The following is a 17819-nucleotide window of genomic DNA, read 5'->3' on the forward strand; positions in this document are numbered from 1 at the left end:
CTTACAAGGTGATGAAGCGCACGGGCGGGCTGGCCTTGATTTCCAGTGTTCCGGTCACCGGGAATATCTCGCCGTCCAGTAGGTATTCGTGCAGGTGGTCAATGCTGGCGTGCTGGGCGTTGTGGCTCAGGTAGCCCGGATCCTGGCGCATGGCCGCGCTGGGTCGCCCGCGCAGTACGGCGGGCAAGGCCCGGCACAGGCGGGCAGGGGCCAGGGCAATGGCGGTCAGGCGCATGGGCTGGTGCTCGGCGCCCCAAAATGGCGTGCTGCCCAGCAGCAATTTGTCGAGGGTGGTGGCCAATACCAGCAGCCATGGCGCCTCGCGTGTCGTGCCGTTCACCGTGATTGGGGCGTTGACGGTCGGCAGCAGATGGCTGGCCGTGCGGGAAAACAACGCCAGCAGCATACGCACGAAGGCGGTCAATGGCCCTGCCAGCCCCTTGAGGCCGGTGGGGCGAACCCGTTCATGAAAATAGCGAACGCCGGTGACGATTGAACCCGCGCCAAAGAACAGGCCGCATTGTGCTCGCCGGGTGTGCGAGTCAGACACTTGCAGTACAGCCGTGGGTTTCTCCCGCGCGGTGTGGTCGTCATGGGTCAGCCAGCGCGTCAGTGCCTTGATTGCCCTGAGTGGGCTGCCACGCAACCCGATGGCATTGGCACTCATGTTGGTGGTGCCTGCGGGGACGATGAACACCTTGGGGACTTTCGCCCCCGGGGTTTGCAGCAGGCTGGTGAGCGCCGCCTGCAGCGTGCCATCCCCGCCCACTACGACCAACAAGTCGTTTTCCATCAGCGCCCAGCTGGCGATGGCAGTCTCGACCTCGGCCGGGGTGCACACCTGCGCGACGCGGGCGCGGGGCAATCTATGGATCAGGCGGCACATGCGTGCCTGCTGGCGACGGACGCGGCCGCTGAGGGGGTTGATCAAAACGCCGATGCATCGTGGCTTAGCAATTGAAGGTGGGTTGATGTTCATGACGTTGCCTAGGCGTTTCGGTCGAAGCGATAGACCAGCATCAATGCCGCGCCCAGAATAAACAGCGGTGGCAACAAGGTGGTCAACAGCGGATTCAGGGCAAACAGCAGCCCCAGGTTGACGATGATCTGATTACCCACATAGGTCAGCAGACCGACGACAGCGCCCACCGCCAGGCGGCTGCCCATCCCGGGGTCGCGCTGTTGCACGAAGGTGAAGGGTACCGCCAGCAGGATCATCGCCAGCGTCAGGATCGGCCGGCCGAACTTCTGCCACAGGGCGATGCTGTACTGATCGACCGGTTGATCGGTGGCCTTGAGAAAGTGGATGTAGCGGCTCAACTGCTTGATGGAAAAACTGTCGCTGGGCAGGGTCAGCTCCTTGAGATGAATACTGGAAAAGATCGACGTCCATTGCAGGATATCCAACTCGCGGACCGTTTCTTCGCCGTTGCTCCATTGCTTGAAGTTGACTTGGTTGAGCGTCCAGCTGCCGTCCTGGGATACGCTGGCATTGTCAGCGTGAATGTAACTGGCCAGGGTGTTGTCCGGGTTGTAGTGGAATATCTCGATGCCCATGGGCCGGTTGTGCGCGGCCACGCTGTCGATCCTGGCGATTTCATTGCCGCGCCTGGCCCACAGCGTCCCCTTGGCATTGACTGCCTCATCGGAACTGGTGATGGCGGCGTTGCGCATCTGCAGGCCGCGCTGCTGCAATGGTGAGGCCACCCATTCATCCAGTGCTGCCAGGCCGGCGGTCAGCAGCACGCCTGCGGTGACGGCCGCTAGGGCAATACGCACGATGGACACACCAGCGGCGCGCAGGGCCGTGAGCTCCTGGCTGACCGCCAGTTGGCCCAGGCCGACGATGCCGCCCAACAGGGCGATGAAGGGCCCCAGGTCGATCAGGCGACGGGGCAGCGTCATCAGCACCACCGCCACCGCCTGGGTCCAGCGGTAGCCGCCAGCGCTGACATTGTCGAGTTCGCTGATTAGATCAAAAGTCGTGAACAACGGAATCAGCAGCGCAGCGGCAGCACCGAAACCCACGAACACGTTCCTGACCAGGTAGCGACCCCAAAGGCTCATCGCGAAAACCTCGGCAGCAGCCGCAGGTCACGAGCCATCAAGGCCCCCAGACCAACCAGCATCAGCAGGGGGACCAGCCACAGGCCCGGGATCAGGGGCAGGGCGGTATTGGCTACCAGGGTGCGGCACAGGTTGCCGGCATAGAAGATCACCGTAAACAGGATCGCGATCGGCAGCAGGGTTGAGAACCGGCCTTTGCGTGGTGCGGTCCGGCTCAGCGGCACGGCCAGCAGGGCCATGAGAATGGCATTCAGGCCGCGGCTTTCACGCCATTGCAGTTCGGCTTTGTCCTGGGGCATGGCCGACATGGCCAGCGTCGCGCTGGGGGTGGATTTGCGCTTTGACTCATCGGTCGGTTCCACCGGCTTGAGGTGTAGCAGCAACGCTTTGTAATTCAGTGTGCTGTCCTTGCTGCCGCGATGCTCCAGCGTATAACTGGTGCCCTGTTGCAGGGTCAGCGCCGGCGTCGTGGGGTCGGGATCGGTGATGGTCGCCACGTTGGCGCGCAGCACGCGGCTTTTGCCTTCGGTCGGGTCGTAGATCAGCGCGTCGGTGAGCTGGTTGGTGTCCGGGTCGATGTGCTGGGCCAGGATCATCCGGCCGTTGTCATCGTTGAGGTTGAAGCGTTGGGCCTGCAGGTGACTGACGTCGAGGTCGGAGCGCGATTGCTGTTCCAGTTGATAGGTTTGTGTATAGGCCCAGGGCCGGCCGTAGAACGACAGCGCAGCCACCGCCAGGGCCAGCGGTGTGGCGATGATCAGAATGGCCCGGTAGATACGCAACGGGCTGGCACCGGACGCCAGGATGGCGGTGATTTCCGAGTCGTTGTATAGCCGACCCAGCGCGATGGCCACCGAGGCATACAGCCCGACGGGCAGCAGCATCTCCAGCGCGATCAGCACTTTGTAGAAAACGATGTCGAGGACCACCCCCAGCGCCAGGGTGCCGTTGGCGGCCTCCGTCAGGTAGCGTTCGGCCGAGTAACTGGCGAAAACAAAGGTCAGGAAGCCAACCATCATCGTCACAGGACGGCGTACTTCGGAAATGATGTAGCGCTCAATCGTAAGCATGTACCGCAAGCCTTCAACGCGGCATCAGCCGTGCACAGTAAAAAGAGGAATGAAGCGGGTGAGTCGGTCAGGCCGCAGGGCGCCCGTGGTCCTTGGCCATCTCGCGCAGGGTGCGTTCCACCAGCGCGAAGTCGTTGGCTGAATCCACATCCACCGCCGCTTCCGGGAAGGGCATGACCACAGCGCCCACGCGTGCGCCGAGCACCCGGGAAAGCTGGTTCAGCGCATGCTTGAGGGACAGTTCGCCCAGCAGGTAGCGCACGGTAGCCAGCGGGCCCAGCGCACGGGCCACAACTTGTCGGGGACGCTTGCGCGCTTCTTCCATGCCACGCCAGTACTGCGCCACCTTGGCACCCTGTGGGGTGAGGAAGGCGAACAGGTTGCTGCCGCAATACGGGCCACCCTTGAGCCGGATGGCCGTTCTGGCCGTGCCGGGGAATCGTTGCAGCACTGTCTCCAGGGGCGTCACGGCAACCGCCACGTCACAATCCAGGGCGGCTGCCTGGGTGAGGAAGTAGTCGACCATGTCGCCGCGCAGCAAGGCATGGTCGGCGGTCGTCACCAACAATGGCCAGTGTTGTCGCCTGGCCAGGCCATGGGCGACGCTTGCAGCCGGGGTTGCCTGGGGTTGCAGAAAGCTCAACTGCTCGCTGAGGATCATCGACCGTACATGGAGGTCCTTCTCCAGCAGCGCCAGCGAAGGCCCGATCAACGTTACCCGGCCAACCTGGGCGCTGTCGTGCAAAGCGCCCAGCACACGGTGCAGCATCGGCACCCCTGCGATTGGCGTCAGCGCCTTGCAACCGGCCGAGCCCAGCGCAGCCACCGGGTCGTGGCCATGGCGATCCGCACCCAGCACCAGCGCGTCGAAACGCGGTGGTTCAAATTGCTTTTTCATACAGGCGATACCGTTTGTAGGGGGCGGCACCGATGCGATCCAGAATTGTCCGCATACCGGTGTTGGTTTCCAGGATCCAGGACATTTCCAGTGCTTCGATGTCACGTTTTTCGAACGGCGCCTTCAAGGCTTCGATCAGCAACAGTGCGATGATCGGCCCCATTCGGCTGAACTGGTACTGCTGTCGCACGCCCATCAGCGGTACCCGCGCGGTGCGTACGCCACTGACTTTCAGACGCCACAATAATTTGGCCCAGCCCAATGGCAGTAGGCGCCCATCCAGGTCGGCGATGGCTTCGTTGATGTTGGGCAGGGCAACGATGAAGGCACAGGGCTCACCGTCGACCTCGGCGATATAGATCATGTCTTCGGGCACCAGGAATTTCAGTTGCGCGCCCATCTCGTCGAACTCACGTTCGGTGAACGGTACAAACCCCCAGTTTTTCTGCCAGGCATCGTTGAACACGGCGCGTAGTACCTGCATTTCCCGTGCGAAATGCTTGCGGTCAAGCTGCCGGACGGTGACTCTACCGCGCATGCAGTCCATCAGTGATGTCAGCGCCGGGGTGAAGGACAGGTCGGTGCGTCGCATCCAGTAAGCCAGCAGGTCCATGCCCTTGGCGTAGCCTTGCTGCTCCAGGCGTGCGGCGTAGTAGGGCTTGCCATGCTCCATCAGCGCCGACGGCGGTGTATCGAACCCGTCGACCAGCAGGCCGCTTTCCTGATTGATGTTCAAGCCAAACGGGCCGGTGATTCGGTGGGCGCCCTGTTTGCGCAGCCAGGTCTCCGCCGTATGAGTCAGCAGGCTGAACACTGCCTCGTCATCGATGGCGTCGAGCATGCCGAAATGGCCGGTGTCCATGCCGTGCAGATCACGATGCAGTGAATCCACCTGAGCGGTAATGCGGCCCACCACTTCACCGCCGCGTCGCGCAATCCAGGCCTGCCAGTGAATGTGGTCCGATGCCGGGTTCTTCGCCGACAGATGCTCGATACGTTCCACATGCAGGGGTTGGACCCAGTGGGGATCGTCTGCGTACAAGTGGGAGGGCAGGGAGATGAAGGCTTTTAAACCAGCCTTGTCGCTGACCTGTTCTATGGAAATCATGGCTGACCTAAATCCAACTAACTTCGAGGGGGTGTTAACTTAACTAACGTAACGCGCGGTTGATCACCGCAAATGCGGCGTAAATGAAACCGCTATTAACTAAGTTTGTATATAAAATCTTCATCGCTGTTTCAGATGACGGGTATCTGATAAATGAATAGTCGTTCAGAAAACAACTCCTGTTAATCTTCGCGCCGAATTTGATTCAATCAGAATTTGAACACTGCGCAGGCAACAATCGCTTGCTGGCTGCGGCGCAGATGCGCTGTTTCCTATCTTATTGTCACCTGATAAATGCATCGGCCAAATGAAATGTTGCGGGTGGATTTGCCGTCATGCGATCAGGCCGAAGGTTCTCATCTAATGGCTGTGCTGTATATGTCAGAAACAAGCTCAAATCATTCCATACCCATGCGTCACGCAAACTTTGAAAGTCTGGTAGAAGCATTGGATTATGCCGCCACCGGTCATGCCGGCATGAACTTCTATGACCGACGCAGTCAGTTGGTCAGTTCGTTCGAGTACCGCATGCTGAAACGGCGCGCCCTGATGGGCGCACGTCGCCTGCTCGGTCTGGGGCTGGTGCGGGGCGACCGGGTGGCACTGATCGCCGACACCAATGCCACGTTCGTCGAAGTGTTCTTCGCCTGCCAATACGCGGGGCTGATCCCCGTGCCGTTGCCCATTCCCATGGGGGTTGGCCAGCATTCATCCTACGTGGACAAGCTGCGTGGGTTGCTGAACAGTTGCAGCCCGGCTGCGGTGTGCGGTGGCGAGGAATGGCTGCCGCTGGTGCGAGAGGCCGCTGCCGATATGCCGCCGATGCCCTTGCTCAGTGGTGTCGACATCGACGCGCTGCCAGAGGCCGAGGTCGAATTGCAGGCACCTGGCGCGGACGATGTGGCGTACCTTCAGTACACCTCGGGCAGCACCCGCTTTCCTCGAGGCGTGGTGATTACCCAGCGCGCGGTCATGGCCAACTTGCAGGTTATCAGTCGTGACGGCATCAAGCTGCGCGAAGGCGACCGCTGCGTTTCATGGCTGCCTTTCTATCACGACATGGGCCTGGTGGGGTTCGTCCTCACACCCGTCGCCACTCAACTGTCGGTCGACTACCTGCGCACGCAGGACTTCGCCATGCGCCCCTTGCAATGGTTGAAGCTGATCAGCCGCAATCGTGGCACGGTGTCCGTGGCGCCACCGTTCGGTTACAACCTGTGCCTGCGGCGTTGCAGTGACAAGGACCTGGCCGAGCTTGACCTGAGAAGTTGGCGGGTTGCTGGTGTCGGCGCAGAGCCGGTACCGTTCGAGGCGCTGACGCAATTTGCCGAACGTTTTGCGGCAACAGGTTTCGCGACAGAGGCGTTCATGCCGTGCTTCGGTCTGGCGGAAAGCACCCTGGCGGTCAGCTTTGCCGACACCCCCAAAGGCCTGCGGGCCGATGTGATCGATCGCGATGTACTGGAGCACAGCGGCAAGGCCGTACCGCCCACGTCACGCACACGTGCCGTCAGCACGTTCGTGAACTGCGGGGCGGTCCTGCCCGGGCACCGGCTGGAAATCCGCAACGCCCAGGGTGAGGTGCTCGGCGAGCGCGAGGTGGGGCAGATCTTCATTGCCGGCCCCAGCCTGATGAGTGGCTATTTCCGCGACCCTGACTCGCAACTGCAGGCCTCCCAATGGCTGGGCACCGGCGACCTGGGTTATTTGTTCGAGGGCAATCTACATGTCACCGGCCGCAAGAAAGACCTCATTATCATTCGCGGGCGCAACATCTGGCCTCAGGATATCGAGCACGTGGCCGAGGGCGAGCCTGGCGTGCGGCCGGGCGATGCGATCGCCTTCGTGACGTCGCGCGGTGATGAGTCAGTGGTGGTGATGCAGATCCAGTGCCGGGTGACCTCGCCCGCATCGCGCGAGCACATGGTCCGCTCGCTGTCGGGGCGCATCCAGAGTGAGTTCGGCGTCAGCGTCGACATTCAGTTGGTACCGCCGCAAAGCATTCCGCGTACCTCATCCGGCAAACCGGCACGTGCTGAGGCCAAACGTCGCTACCTGAGCATGCTCGACGCTCTTGCGTTGCCTGCCGCGGCCATCGCCTGATGAGCCTGACCGTGGCAATCACGGGGGCCACCGGCTTTATCGGCCGGCGCATTCTGCTGGCCCTGTTGGCGCGCGGTATCGCCGTGCGTGCGTTGACCCGCCGATCGGTGGCGAGCCTGGACGCCGTGACATGGGTGCGCGGGTCGCTGGAAGATGAGGCATCGCTGGCCAGGCTGGTCAGCGGCGCCAGTGCAGTCATCCATTGTGCTGGCCAGGTGCGTGGTCGCAGCCGCGTAGTGTTTCAGCGCTGTAACGTCGAGGGTACCCAGCGCCTGGTGCAGGCAGCCAAGGCTGCCGGTTGCGAGCGTTTCCTGTTGTTTTCTTCGCTGGCTGCCAGGTACCCGCACCTGTCGTGGTACGCCGAGTCCAAGTTCGATGCCGAAGTCGCTGCCCTCCAGGCGGCCGCCGACATGCCCATCAGCATTTTCCGGCCTACGGCCGTCTATGGGCCAGGCGACAGCGAATTGCAGCCGGTACTGTCGGCACTGCTGCGTGGCTGGCTGCCCCGGCTTGGCCATGCCGATGCACGGCTGTCTTTTCTGCATGTGGAAGACCTGGTCCAGGCCACCCTGCGCTGGCTGGACGTGGAGGCCATTCATGCCGTGCGCTACGAAATCAATGACGGTGCCAAGGATGGCTACGGTTGGAAGCAACTGGCCGCCATGGGGGCGCTGATACGCGGCGGGCCGGTGCGTCTGATCGGTGTTCCCACAGCCTTACTCTTGCAGCTGTCACGCCTGAACCTGGCCTGGCATCGCCTGGCAGGTGGCGAGCCCATGCTGACGCCGAGCAAGGTCAACGAGCTTATCCATCCCGACTGGTCATCCAGCAACCGCCTTATCTCGAAGGACCTGGGCTGGTACCCGGCCATCGAGCTTGAACACGCGTTGCGTGAACGGTTGTTTTGATCCCACTTTCATACAGATATCAGACTCTTTTTATGTTGAAGCGCGAAGTCGTCACCGACTACATCCTGGAATGCCTGAGCGGCTTGACCGCCGACAAGCAACGGCCAGTAGGCCTGCACAGCAACCTGATCGAAGACCTGGGCCTTGAGTCCATCAAGATCATGGATTTGCTGATGATGCTGGAAGACCAGTTCGACCTGTCTATCCCAATCAATATCCTGATCGATGTCAGCACACCCGCCGATCTCACCGACGCACTGATGATCTACCTGGAGGAGCATCATGGGGTTGTATGACAGTTTTTCCCGCCTGGCACAGGAGCGCGAAGCGTTCCAGGACGACGGCCTCAACCCTTTTGGCACCTGCATCGATGAGGTCCATTGCGCCACCCAGGGACGCATCGGCAATCGTCGCGTCATTTTGGCCGGTACCAACAACTACCTGGGCCTGACGTTTGACCCTCAGGCCATTGCCGCCGCCCAGGCTGCCCTGGTCGAGCAGGGCACTGGCACCACCGGTTCGCGCATGGCCAACGGCAGTTACGGCGGGCACGTGGCACTGGAGCAGGAGTTGGCGGCGTTCTTCGAGCGGCCATCCGCCATTGTCTTCTCCACCGGTTATGTCGCCAACCTGGGCATCATCAGCGCCCTGGCGACGCCCAAGGCCGTGGTGCTGCTCGATGCCGATTGCCACGCCAGTATCTACGATGCATGCGCCCTGGGAGGGGCGCAGATCATCCGCTTTCGTCACAACGACGCCGCGGACCTCGAGCGACGCATGGTGCGCCTCGGCGAACAGGCCAAGCATGCGCTGATCATCGTCGAAGGCATCTACAGCATGCTCGGTGACGTGGCTCCGCTGCAGGCAATCGTCGAGATCAAGCGCCGCCTGGGTGGTTACCTGCTGCTGGACGAGGCGCATTCCTTCGGCGTGATGGGCGCGACTGGCCGTGGCCTGGCCCAGGCGCTGGATGTGGAGCAGGACGTCGATATCATCCTCGGGACGTTCAGCAAGAGCCTCGCGGCCATTGGCGGCTTCGCGGTGGGTAATGACCGCGGCATGGAAGTGCTGCGCTATGCCAGTCGTCCTTATATTTTCACCGCCTCGCCGTCGCCATCGGCCATTGCGTCCGTGCGTTCGGCGCTGCAGACCATTGCACAAGCCCCTGAGTTGCGCGAAAAGCTGTGGCAAAACGCCCATCGCCTGTATGACGGCCTGGCAGCATTGGGTTACCAGGTGGGCCCGCATGCCAGTCCGGTGGTGCCGGTGATGATCGGCACCAAGGAGCAGGGCGTGCGCTTCTGGCGAGCGTTGATCGAGCACGGGGTGTACGTGAACCTGGTGCTGCCGCCGGCCGCGCCTGCGGGCATCACGCTGGTGCGGTGCAGTGTCAGCGCGGCCCATTCGGAACAGGAAATCGACGTCATGGTGGAGGCCTTCGCCGCCCTGCGTGACAGCGATATCCTGGAGTCGGTGGCATGAGAATCATCCTGGCATTCGGCAAATCCTACCCCCTTCGCACAATCTTGATGCTGCTCAGTCTGGTGGTCGCCGGTGTGGTGGAGGGCGCGAGCCTGACCACCATGCTGCCCCTGGTGTCGGTCATGCTGGGTGACAGCGGCCACTCAAGCATGGTGGCCGGCCATGTTGCCAGCGTGCTGCACAGTGTAGGGCTGGAGCCCTCCATCACCGTACTGTTGATTATCATCGTGGTCGGCATGTCCTTGACCAGCCTGCTGATTCTGCTGGCCAACCGTCAGGTGGGCTACACCGTGGCACACGTAGCCACGGACCTGCGTGTCGACCTGATCAATGCCACGCTGGGCAGCCGATGGGAGCATTACCTGCGTCAGCCGGGCGGGGCCCTGGCCAACGCCGTGGCCACCGAGGCGTTCCGTGCCTCGACGGCCTACGAGCACGCCGCCAACATGGTGGCCCTGACGATTCAGGCCATTGCCTACGCCATTATTGCCTTCGTGGTGTCCTGGCAGGCCGCCCTGGTGTGTATTGCCCTGGGCCTGACCATTTTACTGGCCTTGCGAGGCCTGGTGAAAACCTCGCGCAAGGCCGGCAAAAGCCAGACCGGGCTGATGCGCGAACTGCTGATCAACCTGAGCGACACCCTGGGTTCGGTCAAACCGCTGAAGGCGATGGCCCGCGAGGACATCGCCGATTCGCTGCTGCGCAGCCAGGCGACCGAGCTCAACATTGCCATGGAAAAGGAAGTCACCAGCCGCGAGACCCTGCGCGCCCTGCAGGAGCCGCTGCTGGCGCTGCTGGCCGCAGGCGGTCTGTACGCCGGTCTGGTGATCTGGAAGCTGCCGATGTCCTCGGTGATGGTGCTGATATTCATGGTCGTGCGCGTGCTTGGGCTGATGCACAAGGCGCAGCAGCGCTATCACCGCATGGTCGGGCAGGAGAGCGCGTTCTGGGCCCTGCGCGAGGCGGTGGAAGAAGCCGAGGCCCAGCGCGAACCCGCCGGCGGCAGCCTCCAGCCAACGTTGGCCCGGAACATTGTGTTCGATCAGGTTTCGTTTACCTACGGCGGCCGACGCGTCCTCGACGAGGCCAGCGTGAGTTTCGAGGTGGGAACCATGACAACGCTGGTTGGCCCGTCGGGCACCGGCAAAACCACGGTTCTTGACCTGCTGTGCGCTTTGCTGGTGGCTCAAGACGGCAGCATCCGCGTGGACGGCCGGGCGTTGGGCGATCTGCAACGGCGCAGTTGGCGCCGGATGATTGGCTACGTGACCCAGGAAACCCTGCTGCTACACGACAGTGTGCTGGCCAACGTCACCCTCGGTGAACCGTCATTGACCGAAGCCGATGCCGAGCATGCGTTGCGTCAGGCCGGCGCCTGGGAATTCGTCCAGGGCCTGGATTACGGCCTGCACACGCGGGTTGGGGAGCGGGGCGGCCAACTGTCCGGTGGTCAGCGCCAGCGGATCATTATCGCCCGCGCGCTCGCGCACCGGCCCCGCCTGCTGATCCTGGACGAGGCCACCAGTGCGCTGGACGCCGAATCCGAAGCCGACATCTGCGCCACGCTCAAGGCGTTGACGCCGAACATCACCATTATCGCCGTGTCGCACCGTCCGCGCCTGATCGAGGTGGCGGACAAGGTTGTCGAGTTGGTCGAGGGTAAATTCAAGGTCGTGACAGGTGGGCATGCGCCGCTGCCGCGTCCTGCTCTGAGCCATGGCACGGGAGGCCGCTGAGATGTCGATGAACCATGAGAACGAACTAGCACCGGTGATCGCCTTTGTAGGCTGCGATGGTGCGGGCAAGACCACTGTTTCCGACGCTATCCTGGCGTGGATGCGCGAGTCCGGACAGGTTGAAAGCTGCCATCTGGGCATCCAATCCAAGGCCTTGGGCGAGAAACTGGTGGGCTTGCCGATGGTGGGGGGCGTACTCAAGCGTCTGATTGCCAAAAACTCGCCGAAAACAGTGTCGCCAGGCGAAGCGTCGCGAACCTCGATCGAGGCGCCGAGTACCCTGGCGGCGGCCGCGATTTTTCTGCTGTCCGTACGGCGTTGGCGGCGCTATCAGAAGATGATGTCGCTGCGACGCCAGGGTGTTGCGGTGATCGCCGATCGCTTTCCGCAAATTGCCGTGGCCAAAATGAAGATCGATGGCCCGGGCCTCAGTGGCGTACCGCATCGCAATGCGCTGGTGCGCTGCCTGGCACGTTGCGAGCGCTTGCTGTACTGCTACATGGTGAGCTATCGCCCTGACGTGGTGATTCGGCTCAATGTCGATCTGGAAACGGCCTACAAGCGCAAACCGGATCACCGCTACGCGTCGTTGGCCACCAAAATCGCGTTGGTGCCGCAGCTGGAATACCAGGGCAGTCCGATCATTGATCTGGACAGTACCCAGCCCCTGGATACCGTCATCGACCAGGCCAAGCATGCCATCAACGCATGCCTGGCCCGCCAGCGCGCCGTGTAATGGCCAGCCGTAGCGCCTTCCGGCGCCTGGCGCCGTTGGTCGCCATCATCGGCCCGGACGGTGCCGGGAAGACCACCACGGCGCACTACCTGTGCTCGGTCATTGCCAATAGCCAATATGCCTACCTGGGGTTGGGCTCCGGGGCGCTGGGGTTGAAGATTCGGCAGTTGCCGTGGATAGGCGCGATGCTGGAGCGGCATCTGTCCGCCAAGGCCAGTCGGGCTCGAACGCCCGGCGAGCGTATTCCCGGGCCTGTCACGGCTGCGGTCATCTACCTGTTCGGCAGGCTGCGCTGGCGTCGTTTCCTGCACATGCTGCACGTGCGCGAGAGCGGGCGGCTGGTGATCTGTGACCGCTACCCGCAGGCGCAGATCGCCGGGCTCAACGATGGCCCTGGCTTGTCGGCCGCCCATGCCACTGGTTGGTTAACCGCGTTGCTGGCCCGGCGTGAGCGCGACCTCTACATCGAGATGGCCCAGATACCGCCCACGCTGGTCATCCGGCTCAATGTGGACGCCCACACGGCCTGGGCGCGCAAGCCCGACCATGACCTAGCCCTGATCGAGCGCAAGGTGGCCGCCACCGCGGCCTTGACGTTCCCCGGGGCGCGGGTGGTCGAGGTCGATGCGGGCTTGCCGCAGGCCCAGGTGCATGCCATTTGCCGTCAGCTCATCGAAACACTGGTCAGTGAGACCCCGGGCTTTTCCTCATCTCTTGAACCGCAGGTTACACGCGTTGAATAAATCTATGCCCCATCTCGGCGCCCAGCCCTTTGCGAATGCCTCTGGCACGCCGCTCCTGCGCCGTTCCAGTGCCCGCTCGCTGGCCGTCATGTACCTGTTTTTCTGGTATTTTTCCGGCCCCCTGCAATGGTTGATCTACCATGCCGATGTCGCCGGCCTTGACGGCTTCTGGCAAGCCAGCGCGGCAAGCCTGCTGTGGCTGATCCCGCCATTGCTGTTTCCGCGCTGGACGCGGCCCATCGTCGGGTTGATAGGGCTGGTGTTGTGGATGTGCTCGCTGACTGCGCTGGCTTACTTCCTGATCTATGGCCAGGAGTTTTCGCAAAGCGCGATCTTTATCATGTTCGAGTCCAACATGAGTGAGTCCAGTGAGTATATTTCCCAGTATTTCTCCTGGTCTAAATTGGCCGTGCTGGTGGCCTATACCGTCATCGCGCTGGGGTTATGGTTCAGGGTTCGCCCCGTTGCGTTCTCGGGGCGTGCCAAGGTGGTGTTGTGCCTGCTGATTGCCTTTGCATCGGTGGGCTACTCAGCCCTCCATGAGTACCGCAAGCGTGGCGACCTGGACATGCGCATCGGTAAGTTTCAGCAGAATCTGCAGTCGGCATCGCCTTGGCAGATGGTCATTGGCTACACGCAGTACCGTCAGCAATTGGCCGATATGGCGAATATGTTCGAGGGCTGGAAAGCCATTGCGCCCTTGCAGCATCAAGTGGATGCCCATGCCGGGCAGCCAGCGACAATGGTGTTGGTTATCGGCGAGTCGACTGATCGCCAGCGCATGAGTCTGTACGGCTACACTCGCCAGACCACGCCACAGCTGGATGCCTTGCGGCCCGAACTCGACGTGTTTGATCAGGTAGTGGCGCCGCGGCCGTATACCATCGAAGTGCTGCAGCAGGTGTTGACTTTTGCCGACCAGGAGCACCCGGACCTGTACCTGACGACACCTTCGTTGATCAGCATGATGAAGCAGGTTGGTTACAAAACGTTCTGGATCACCAATCAGCAGACCATGACCCAGCGCAATACCATGCTCACCACCTTTTCCAAGCAGGCGGACGAGCAGGTCTACCTGAACAACAACCGGAATCAGAATTCCACCAGCCAATACGACGAAGACGTGCTGGAGCCGTTTAGCCAGGTTCTCAAGGACAAGGCGCCGCGAAAGCTGATCGTCGTGCATCTGCTGGGCACCCACATGAACTACCGCTACCGGTTTCCCAGCGGCTACGCGCGGTTCCAGGACAGCGCCGAGGTACCGCGCTATATCACGGACAAGACGCTGCGCAAATACAACGACTATGACAATGCCGTGTTCTACAACGATTACGTGGTCAGCTCGTTGATTGATCGCTTCAAGCGCTCCAACCCGCATGGCTTCCTGGTGTATCTGTCAGATCATGGTGAGTCGGTGTACGACCCGGTGGCCCCGCACATGCTGGGGCGCAATGAAGAGGCGCCGACACGGCCAATGTACACCGTGCCTTTCCTGGTATGGCGCTCGCCGAGCTGGAAAGAGGACAACCCACTCGATCTGCGCGATGCATTACATCGCGAGTGGACCACGTCGCACTTCATCCACACGTGGGCGGATCTGGCAGGGCTGCGCTTCGACACGTTCGAGCCGTGGAAAAGCATCGTCAACCCGGCCTATCAGCGAGGTCAGCTACTGATTGGTGATCCGCGCCAGCCGGCCAAATTGCGTGACTTCAACACGCTGGGCAGCGCACCTTGAGTTGCCGGCTAAGCAGCAGTGGCGGCCAGGTTGCCCATGTGCTGCTCTAGCCGGGTGCGCAACCAGCGCTCGGCCGGGTCGTTGTCAGTCAGGCTCAGCCAGACCATGGACAACTCCTGTGCCGGCACCTCGAACGGGCAGGGTTCGTCGCGCAAATTGCCCCACCCCAGCAACGCCTTCGCCGCGTAGTCGGGGCAGCTCGCCAGCAGATTGGTCGCGTTGAGGGCCGCCGGCAGCGAGCTGAACTGCGGAATCGACAGTACCACCTTGCGGTCGCGGCCGATTTTAGCCAGGCATTCATCGACGATACCGTGGATATTGGCCGTGTAAGAGACTTGAACATGGGGGCGGGTACAGAACTCGTCCAGGGTCAAAGGTGCGTCAGCGTTATCGGCGCGCAGGATGCGTGGTTCGACGCGTCTGAGCAGTTTGCGCTTGGCATTCGCGGGCAGTTCACGGGTCTCGGTGATGCCGACGGTGATGTCGCCGGACGCCAATAGGTCGGGAATGCGCCAATAGTCGGCATGCTGGATGATCACGACCACGTTGGGGGCTTCATCGCGCAGCGCCGCCAGAAAGGGCGGCAGCAGGGCGAATTCGACGTCGTCGGAAAGGCCGATCTTGAAGGTAAGGCAGCTTTCCAGCGGATCGAACTGGTGCGCGAGGCTGAGCGCCGTGGCCATGGCATCCAGCGCTGGCGACAGATGCCGGATGATTTCTTCGGCGCGGCGAGTGGGCTCCATGCGGTGGCCTACTCGAACAAACAGGGGGTCATTGAACAGCGTTCGCAGCCGTCCCAGTGCTGTGCTGACGGTTGGCTGGCCTAAATACATTTTTTCGGCGACGCGGGTGACGTTTTGTTCCTGCATGAGCGCTTCGAAAATGACCATCAGGTTGATGTCGGATTTTCGCAGTTCATTTCGATTCATGGGCGCCTTTCAACTGCCGTGCAAGTTGGCGCATGGCAGTGCCGGGAAAGTTGAGCTAAGAGTGTCTGATGGTCGAGCTAGACGCACTCAGGCCATAGAAAAATATTTCAAATTGTTACGCGGCGCGAAACTTAGCATGTGCTTTTCAGTGGCACCATCGCGCTTTCTGGAATGCCTAGTTACCGTTTTCGCAACAATGGTGAGCGATCGCTGTTACGGAAGCTCTGAAAAAGACTTACTACGTCAACTTTTTGCGGGCAACGCGGATGTGTACCAACGGCGTGCGAGATCGTTAGTTCGTTATAAAATTCGATTTGCCGAACCAACCTCCGCGAACGGCGGCTTAGGTTACGGCAATGTCGACAGCAAGGAAGCAGTGAGTGATGAAGTCGCAATCCCGTGGGACGCTCGAAATGATCTCGGCCATGGTCATCTCCGGCACGGTGGGCTGGTTCGTCATCATGTCGGGGCAGAGCCCGGAGGCCGTGGTGTTCTGGCGTTGCTTGTTCGGCGCGATGGCGATGCTGGTTGCGTGCCTGATCCTCGGGGTGCTGCGCCGCTCCCGGATCAACGCTCGGCAGTTCATTCTGGTATGCCTGGGCGGGGTGGCGCTGATCCTCAACTGGGTGCTGCTGTTCAGTGCCTACAAACATTCCTCTATCGCCATTGCCACGGTGGTCTACCACGTTCAGCCGTTCATGCTGGTCGGTCTGGGGGTGTTGTTTTTCGCTGAACGCCTCAGCGCCGCCAAGGTTGGCTGGCTGCTGTTGGCCTTCGCCGGGCTGATGCTGATCGTGTCCGCCAAGGGCAGTGGGCAGGCCACCGGTGCCGACTACTTGCTCGGCGTCTGCCTGGCCCTGGCTTCGGCCTTCTTCTATGCCGTGGCGGCGGCGATCACCAAGCGCCTCAAGGACCTGCCCGCGCACCTGATCGTACTGATCCAGATGGTGGTAGGCGTGCTGGTCCTGGCCCCGTTCGTGGATTTCAGCAGGGTCGATACGGTCGAGGGCGCCTGGACATATCTGATCATTATCGGCGTGGTCCATACCGGACTCATGTCGACCCTACTGTACAGCGCCATCCAGAAAATCCCCACGGCGCTGGTTGGCGCGCTGTCGTTCATCTATCCGATCGTCGCCATCCTGGTCGACTGGTTTGCCTTCGCCCATCCGCTCAGCACCCTGCAAGTGCTTGGCGCGAGCGCGATCCTGCTGGCGGCGGCGGGCATGAATTTTGGTTGGTCGCTGGGCCGTGCCCCGCGTCAGGAAGCGAACTAGGGCCGGGCGTGACTATCGCCATGTTTGACGGCCGTGGATAGCCAGGATTGACCTGGGTAGTGTTCCAACTCAGCTACCTGTGGCAGGTGTGGCAGGTGCTGTCATATGACCTTGAGGGGTGGCGTACCTTGCTGGTTGAACGAGCTGCCGGCTTGACTATTTCGGCAGGACATATCAGTTATGAACCCGGTAAGCTCCGTTGCCTGCTTTCGTTGTCTTCATTAATCGTTGCCGCTCCGAGCAAAGCCAGCGCAGATCCAACGACTGCGCACGATGAGGGTTTATATGTTCAAGGTTAAAAAAACACGTCCAAAGTTGCACGTTGTTGTGAGGGCATCCCGGGAGCTGGCACTCGCCTTCGCGTTGGGAGGAGTGCCAGTTCTGTTAAATTCAGAGTCGTCAGCACAGTTCAAGGCAATGCTGGACCTTTTACTCGCGGCACCTTTTTTGATGGGCTACTACGCATGGCTGTGTTTAGCATTCGCGGTGGCTGCAATTGTTAAATACAAGTGGAGGTTCATGTCCGTTCGGTATCAGCGTTGGCTCGACGCTGTGCATCTTTTTTTAGGTGACATTGGTGGAAGTTTTTTGACCGCAGGCAGAACGGGTCTAGGAGCGATACTGGGATTTTTGACGGTTTGGCACTGGGTCGAACCGGACTCGTTGAGCGCTGAGAATGTAATTCGTACGCTTGTTATGGTTTTCAGTCTCACTTTACTTAGCGTGATGCTGGCGTTGGGCGAAGAAACTTTGAAAGACCCAAAGCTAGCAGCAGCCAGTAAATAGCTCTTCGAAGATCTGCCGCCAAGGGTGGGGACGACATTCATCATTCAGTTTTGATGATTGTGACAAGCTGCTAAGGATGCTGGCAGCGTAGGTAAATTGGGGCTTTAGGTGTGGTAATTTCTCCGGCATCAGCACAGCACTCGACCCACTCTGCGTCGCCGAATAACTGCATAACTACCGCGGTCACACCGATGCATTTTTGAACGCGAGCTTAAGCACCTCTCATTTTTCTCCATTC

16 protein-coding genes are annotated in these 17819 nt (G+C 61.1%); 10 read left to right on the forward strand and 6 right to left on the reverse strand.

Features of this window, described 5'->3' with window-relative positions:
* Nucleotide 1 precedes the first annotated feature (1 nt).
* The 5 genes from PverR02_RS14860 to PverR02_RS14880 all read right to left on the reverse strand — a co-directional run bounded on the left by PverR02_RS14860 (nt 2) and on the right by PverR02_RS14880 (nt 5143).
* Entirely contained in the window at nt 2–931 is a 930-nt protein-coding gene (locus tag PverR02_RS14860; RefSeq protein ID WP_161493724.1) for a diacylglycerol/lipid kinase family protein, read from the reverse strand.
* Nucleotides 932–987: 56 nt separating this feature from the next.
* Nucleotides 988–2067: an LPS export ABC transporter permease LptG gene (gene lptG / locus PverR02_RS14865; RefSeq protein ID WP_079443728.1), complete on the reverse strand. Its 1080-nt coding sequence runs from the start codon at nt 2065–2067 to the stop codon at nt 988–990.
* Nucleotides 2064–3137, reverse strand: coding sequence for an LPS export ABC transporter permease LptF (lptF, locus tag PverR02_RS14870; RefSeq protein WP_017845640.1), 1074 nt, complete (start codon nt 3135–3137; stop codon nt 2064–2066). The genes lptG and lptF overlap by 4 nt, the downstream gene beginning before the upstream one ends.
* Before the next feature lie 67 nt (nt 3138–3204).
* Entirely contained in the window at nt 3205–4035 is an 831-nt protein-coding gene (locus tag PverR02_RS14875; RefSeq protein ID WP_046383321.1) for a nucleotidyltransferase family protein, read from the reverse strand.
* A complete protein-coding gene (locus PverR02_RS14880; protein ID WP_079443729.1) occupies nt 4019–5143 on the reverse strand; it encodes an N-acetyltransferase in 1125 nt (374 codons plus the stop codon). Before PverR02_RS14880 ends, PverR02_RS14875 begins: the two co-directional genes overlap by 17 nt.
* A gap of 378 nt (nt 5144–5521) precedes the next feature.
* Between PverR02_RS14880 and PverR02_RS14885 the strand changes: the two genes are divergently transcribed.
* The 8 genes from PverR02_RS14885 to cptA are packed head-to-tail and all read left to right on the forward strand — an operon-like array spanning nt 5522 to nt 14589.
* On the forward strand, nt 5522–7246 hold the full coding sequence (locus PverR02_RS14885) for a fatty acyl-AMP ligase (RefSeq protein ID WP_227778866.1): 1725 nt from the start codon (nt 5522–5524) through the stop codon (nt 7244–7246).
* A complete protein-coding gene (locus PverR02_RS14890) occupies nt 7246–8154 on the forward strand; it encodes an NAD-dependent epimerase/dehydratase family protein (protein ID WP_079443730.1) in 909 nt (302 codons plus the stop codon). Before PverR02_RS14885 ends, PverR02_RS14890 begins: the two co-directional genes overlap by 1 nt.
* A 32-nt stretch (nt 8155–8186) precedes the next feature.
* The gene (locus PverR02_RS14895) at nt 8187–8450 is read left to right on the forward strand and encodes an acyl carrier protein (protein ID WP_017845645.1); all 264 of its coding nucleotides are present in this window, start codon (nt 8187–8189) and stop codon (nt 8448–8450) included.
* Complete coding sequence (spt, locus tag PverR02_RS14900) at nt 8437–9636, forward strand: serine palmitoyltransferase (RefSeq protein WP_079443731.1); 1200 nt, start codon at nt 8437–8439, stop codon at nt 9634–9636. The genes PverR02_RS14895 and spt overlap by 14 nt, the downstream gene beginning before the upstream one ends.
* Nucleotides 9633–11372 carry an ABC transporter ATP-binding protein gene (locus tag PverR02_RS14905; protein WP_017845647.1) on the forward strand — a complete coding sequence of 580 codons (1740 nt, stop codon included), beginning with the start codon at nt 9633–9635 and terminating at the stop codon, nt 11370–11372. Before spt ends, PverR02_RS14905 begins: the two co-directional genes overlap by 4 nt.
* A gap of 1 nt (nt 11373) precedes the next feature.
* Nucleotides 11374–12108: a nucleoside/nucleotide kinase family protein gene (locus tag PverR02_RS32620; protein WP_026139859.1), complete on the forward strand. Its 735-nt coding sequence runs from the start codon at nt 11374–11376 to the stop codon at nt 12106–12108.
* Nucleotides 12108–12851: a nucleoside/nucleotide kinase family protein gene (locus tag PverR02_RS14915; protein ID WP_017845649.1), complete on the forward strand. Its 744-nt coding sequence runs from the start codon at nt 12108–12110 to the stop codon at nt 12849–12851. The genes PverR02_RS32620 and PverR02_RS14915 overlap by 1 nt, the downstream gene beginning before the upstream one ends.
* A 4-nt stretch (nt 12852–12855) precedes the next feature.
* Nucleotides 12856–14589: a phosphoethanolamine transferase CptA gene (gene cptA, locus PverR02_RS14920; protein ID WP_017845650.1), complete on the forward strand. Its 1734-nt coding sequence runs from the start codon at nt 12856–12858 to the stop codon at nt 14587–14589.
* An 8-nt stretch (nt 14590–14597) separates the two neighbouring features.
* Here the strand turns inward: cptA and PverR02_RS14925 are convergent, their stop codons facing one another.
* Complete coding sequence (locus tag PverR02_RS14925) at nt 14598–15518, reverse strand: LysR substrate-binding domain-containing protein (protein WP_017845651.1); 921 nt, start codon at nt 15516–15518, stop codon at nt 14598–14600.
* 383 nt (nt 15519–15901) lie between these two features.
* On the opposite strand from PverR02_RS14925, the gene PverR02_RS14930 reads away from it, so the two are divergent.
* Nucleotides 15902–16795, forward strand: coding sequence for a DMT family transporter (locus tag PverR02_RS14930; RefSeq protein WP_079443732.1), 894 nt, complete (start codon nt 15902–15904; stop codon nt 16793–16795).
* Nucleotides 16796–17080: 285 nt separating this feature from the next.
* Nucleotides 17081–17581 carry a hypothetical protein gene (locus PverR02_RS14935; protein WP_079443733.1) on the forward strand — a complete coding sequence of 167 codons (501 nt, stop codon included), beginning with the start codon at nt 17081–17083 and terminating at the stop codon, nt 17579–17581.
* The last annotated feature ends 238 nt before the right edge of the window (nt 17582–17819 follow it).

This window comes from Pseudomonas veronii, from assembly GCF_002028325.1.
Classification (GTDB): Bacteria; Pseudomonadota; Gammaproteobacteria; order Pseudomonadales; family Pseudomonadaceae; genus Aquipseudomonas; species Aquipseudomonas veronii.

What these genes read in the sequence shown, in the direction of transcription:
- PverR02_RS14895 (WP_017845645.1), top strand. Translation starts at nt 8,187, where the DNA reads ATGTTGAAGCGCGAAGTCGTCACCGACTACATCCTGGAATGCCTGAGC.
- PverR02_RS14930 (WP_079443732.1), top strand. Translation starts at nt 15,902, where the DNA reads ATGAAGTCGCAATCCCGTGGGACGCTCGAAATGATCTCGGCCATGGTC.
- PverR02_RS14885 (WP_227778866.1), top strand. Translation starts at nt 5,522, where the DNA reads ATGTCAGAAACAAGCTCAAATCATTCCATACCCATGCGTCACGCAAAC.
- lptF (WP_017845640.1), bottom strand. Translation starts at nt 3,137, where the DNA reads ATGCTTACGATTGAGCGCTACATCATTTCCGAAGTACGCCGTCCTGTG.
- PverR02_RS14880 (WP_079443729.1), bottom strand. Translation starts at nt 5,143, where the DNA reads ATGATTTCCATAGAACAGGTCAGCGACAAGGCTGGTTTAAAAGCCTTC.
- PverR02_RS14905 (WP_017845647.1), top strand. Translation starts at nt 9,633, where the DNA reads ATGAGAATCATCCTGGCATTCGGCAAATCCTACCCCCTTCGCACAATC.
- PverR02_RS14890 (WP_079443730.1), top strand. Translation starts at nt 7,246, where the DNA reads ATGAGCCTGACCGTGGCAATCACGGGGGCCACCGGCTTTATCGGCCGG.
- cptA (WP_017845650.1), top strand. Translation starts at nt 12,856, where the DNA reads ATGCCCCATCTCGGCGCCCAGCCCTTTGCGAATGCCTCTGGCACGCCG.
- PverR02_RS14935 (WP_079443733.1), top strand. Translation starts at nt 17,081, where the DNA reads ATGTTCAAGGTTAAAAAAACACGTCCAAAGTTGCACGTTGTTGTGAGG.
- PverR02_RS14875 (WP_046383321.1), bottom strand. Translation starts at nt 4,035, where the DNA reads ATGAAAAAGCAATTTGAACCACCGCGTTTCGACGCGCTGGTGCTGGGT.
- lptG (WP_079443728.1), bottom strand. Translation starts at nt 2,067, where the DNA reads ATGAGCCTTTGGGGTCGCTACCTGGTCAGGAACGTGTTCGTGGGTTTC.
- PverR02_RS14915 (WP_017845649.1), top strand. Translation starts at nt 12,108, where the DNA reads ATGGCCAGCCGTAGCGCCTTCCGGCGCCTGGCGCCGTTGGTCGCCATC.
- PverR02_RS14925 (WP_017845651.1), bottom strand. Translation starts at nt 15,518, where the DNA reads ATGAATCGAAATGAACTGCGAAAATCCGACATCAACCTGATGGTCATT.
- PverR02_RS32620 (WP_026139859.1), top strand. Translation starts at nt 11,374, where the DNA reads ATGTCGATGAACCATGAGAACGAACTAGCACCGGTGATCGCCTTTGTA.
- spt (WP_079443731.1), top strand. Translation starts at nt 8,437, where the DNA reads ATGGGGTTGTATGACAGTTTTTCCCGCCTGGCACAGGAGCGCGAAGCG.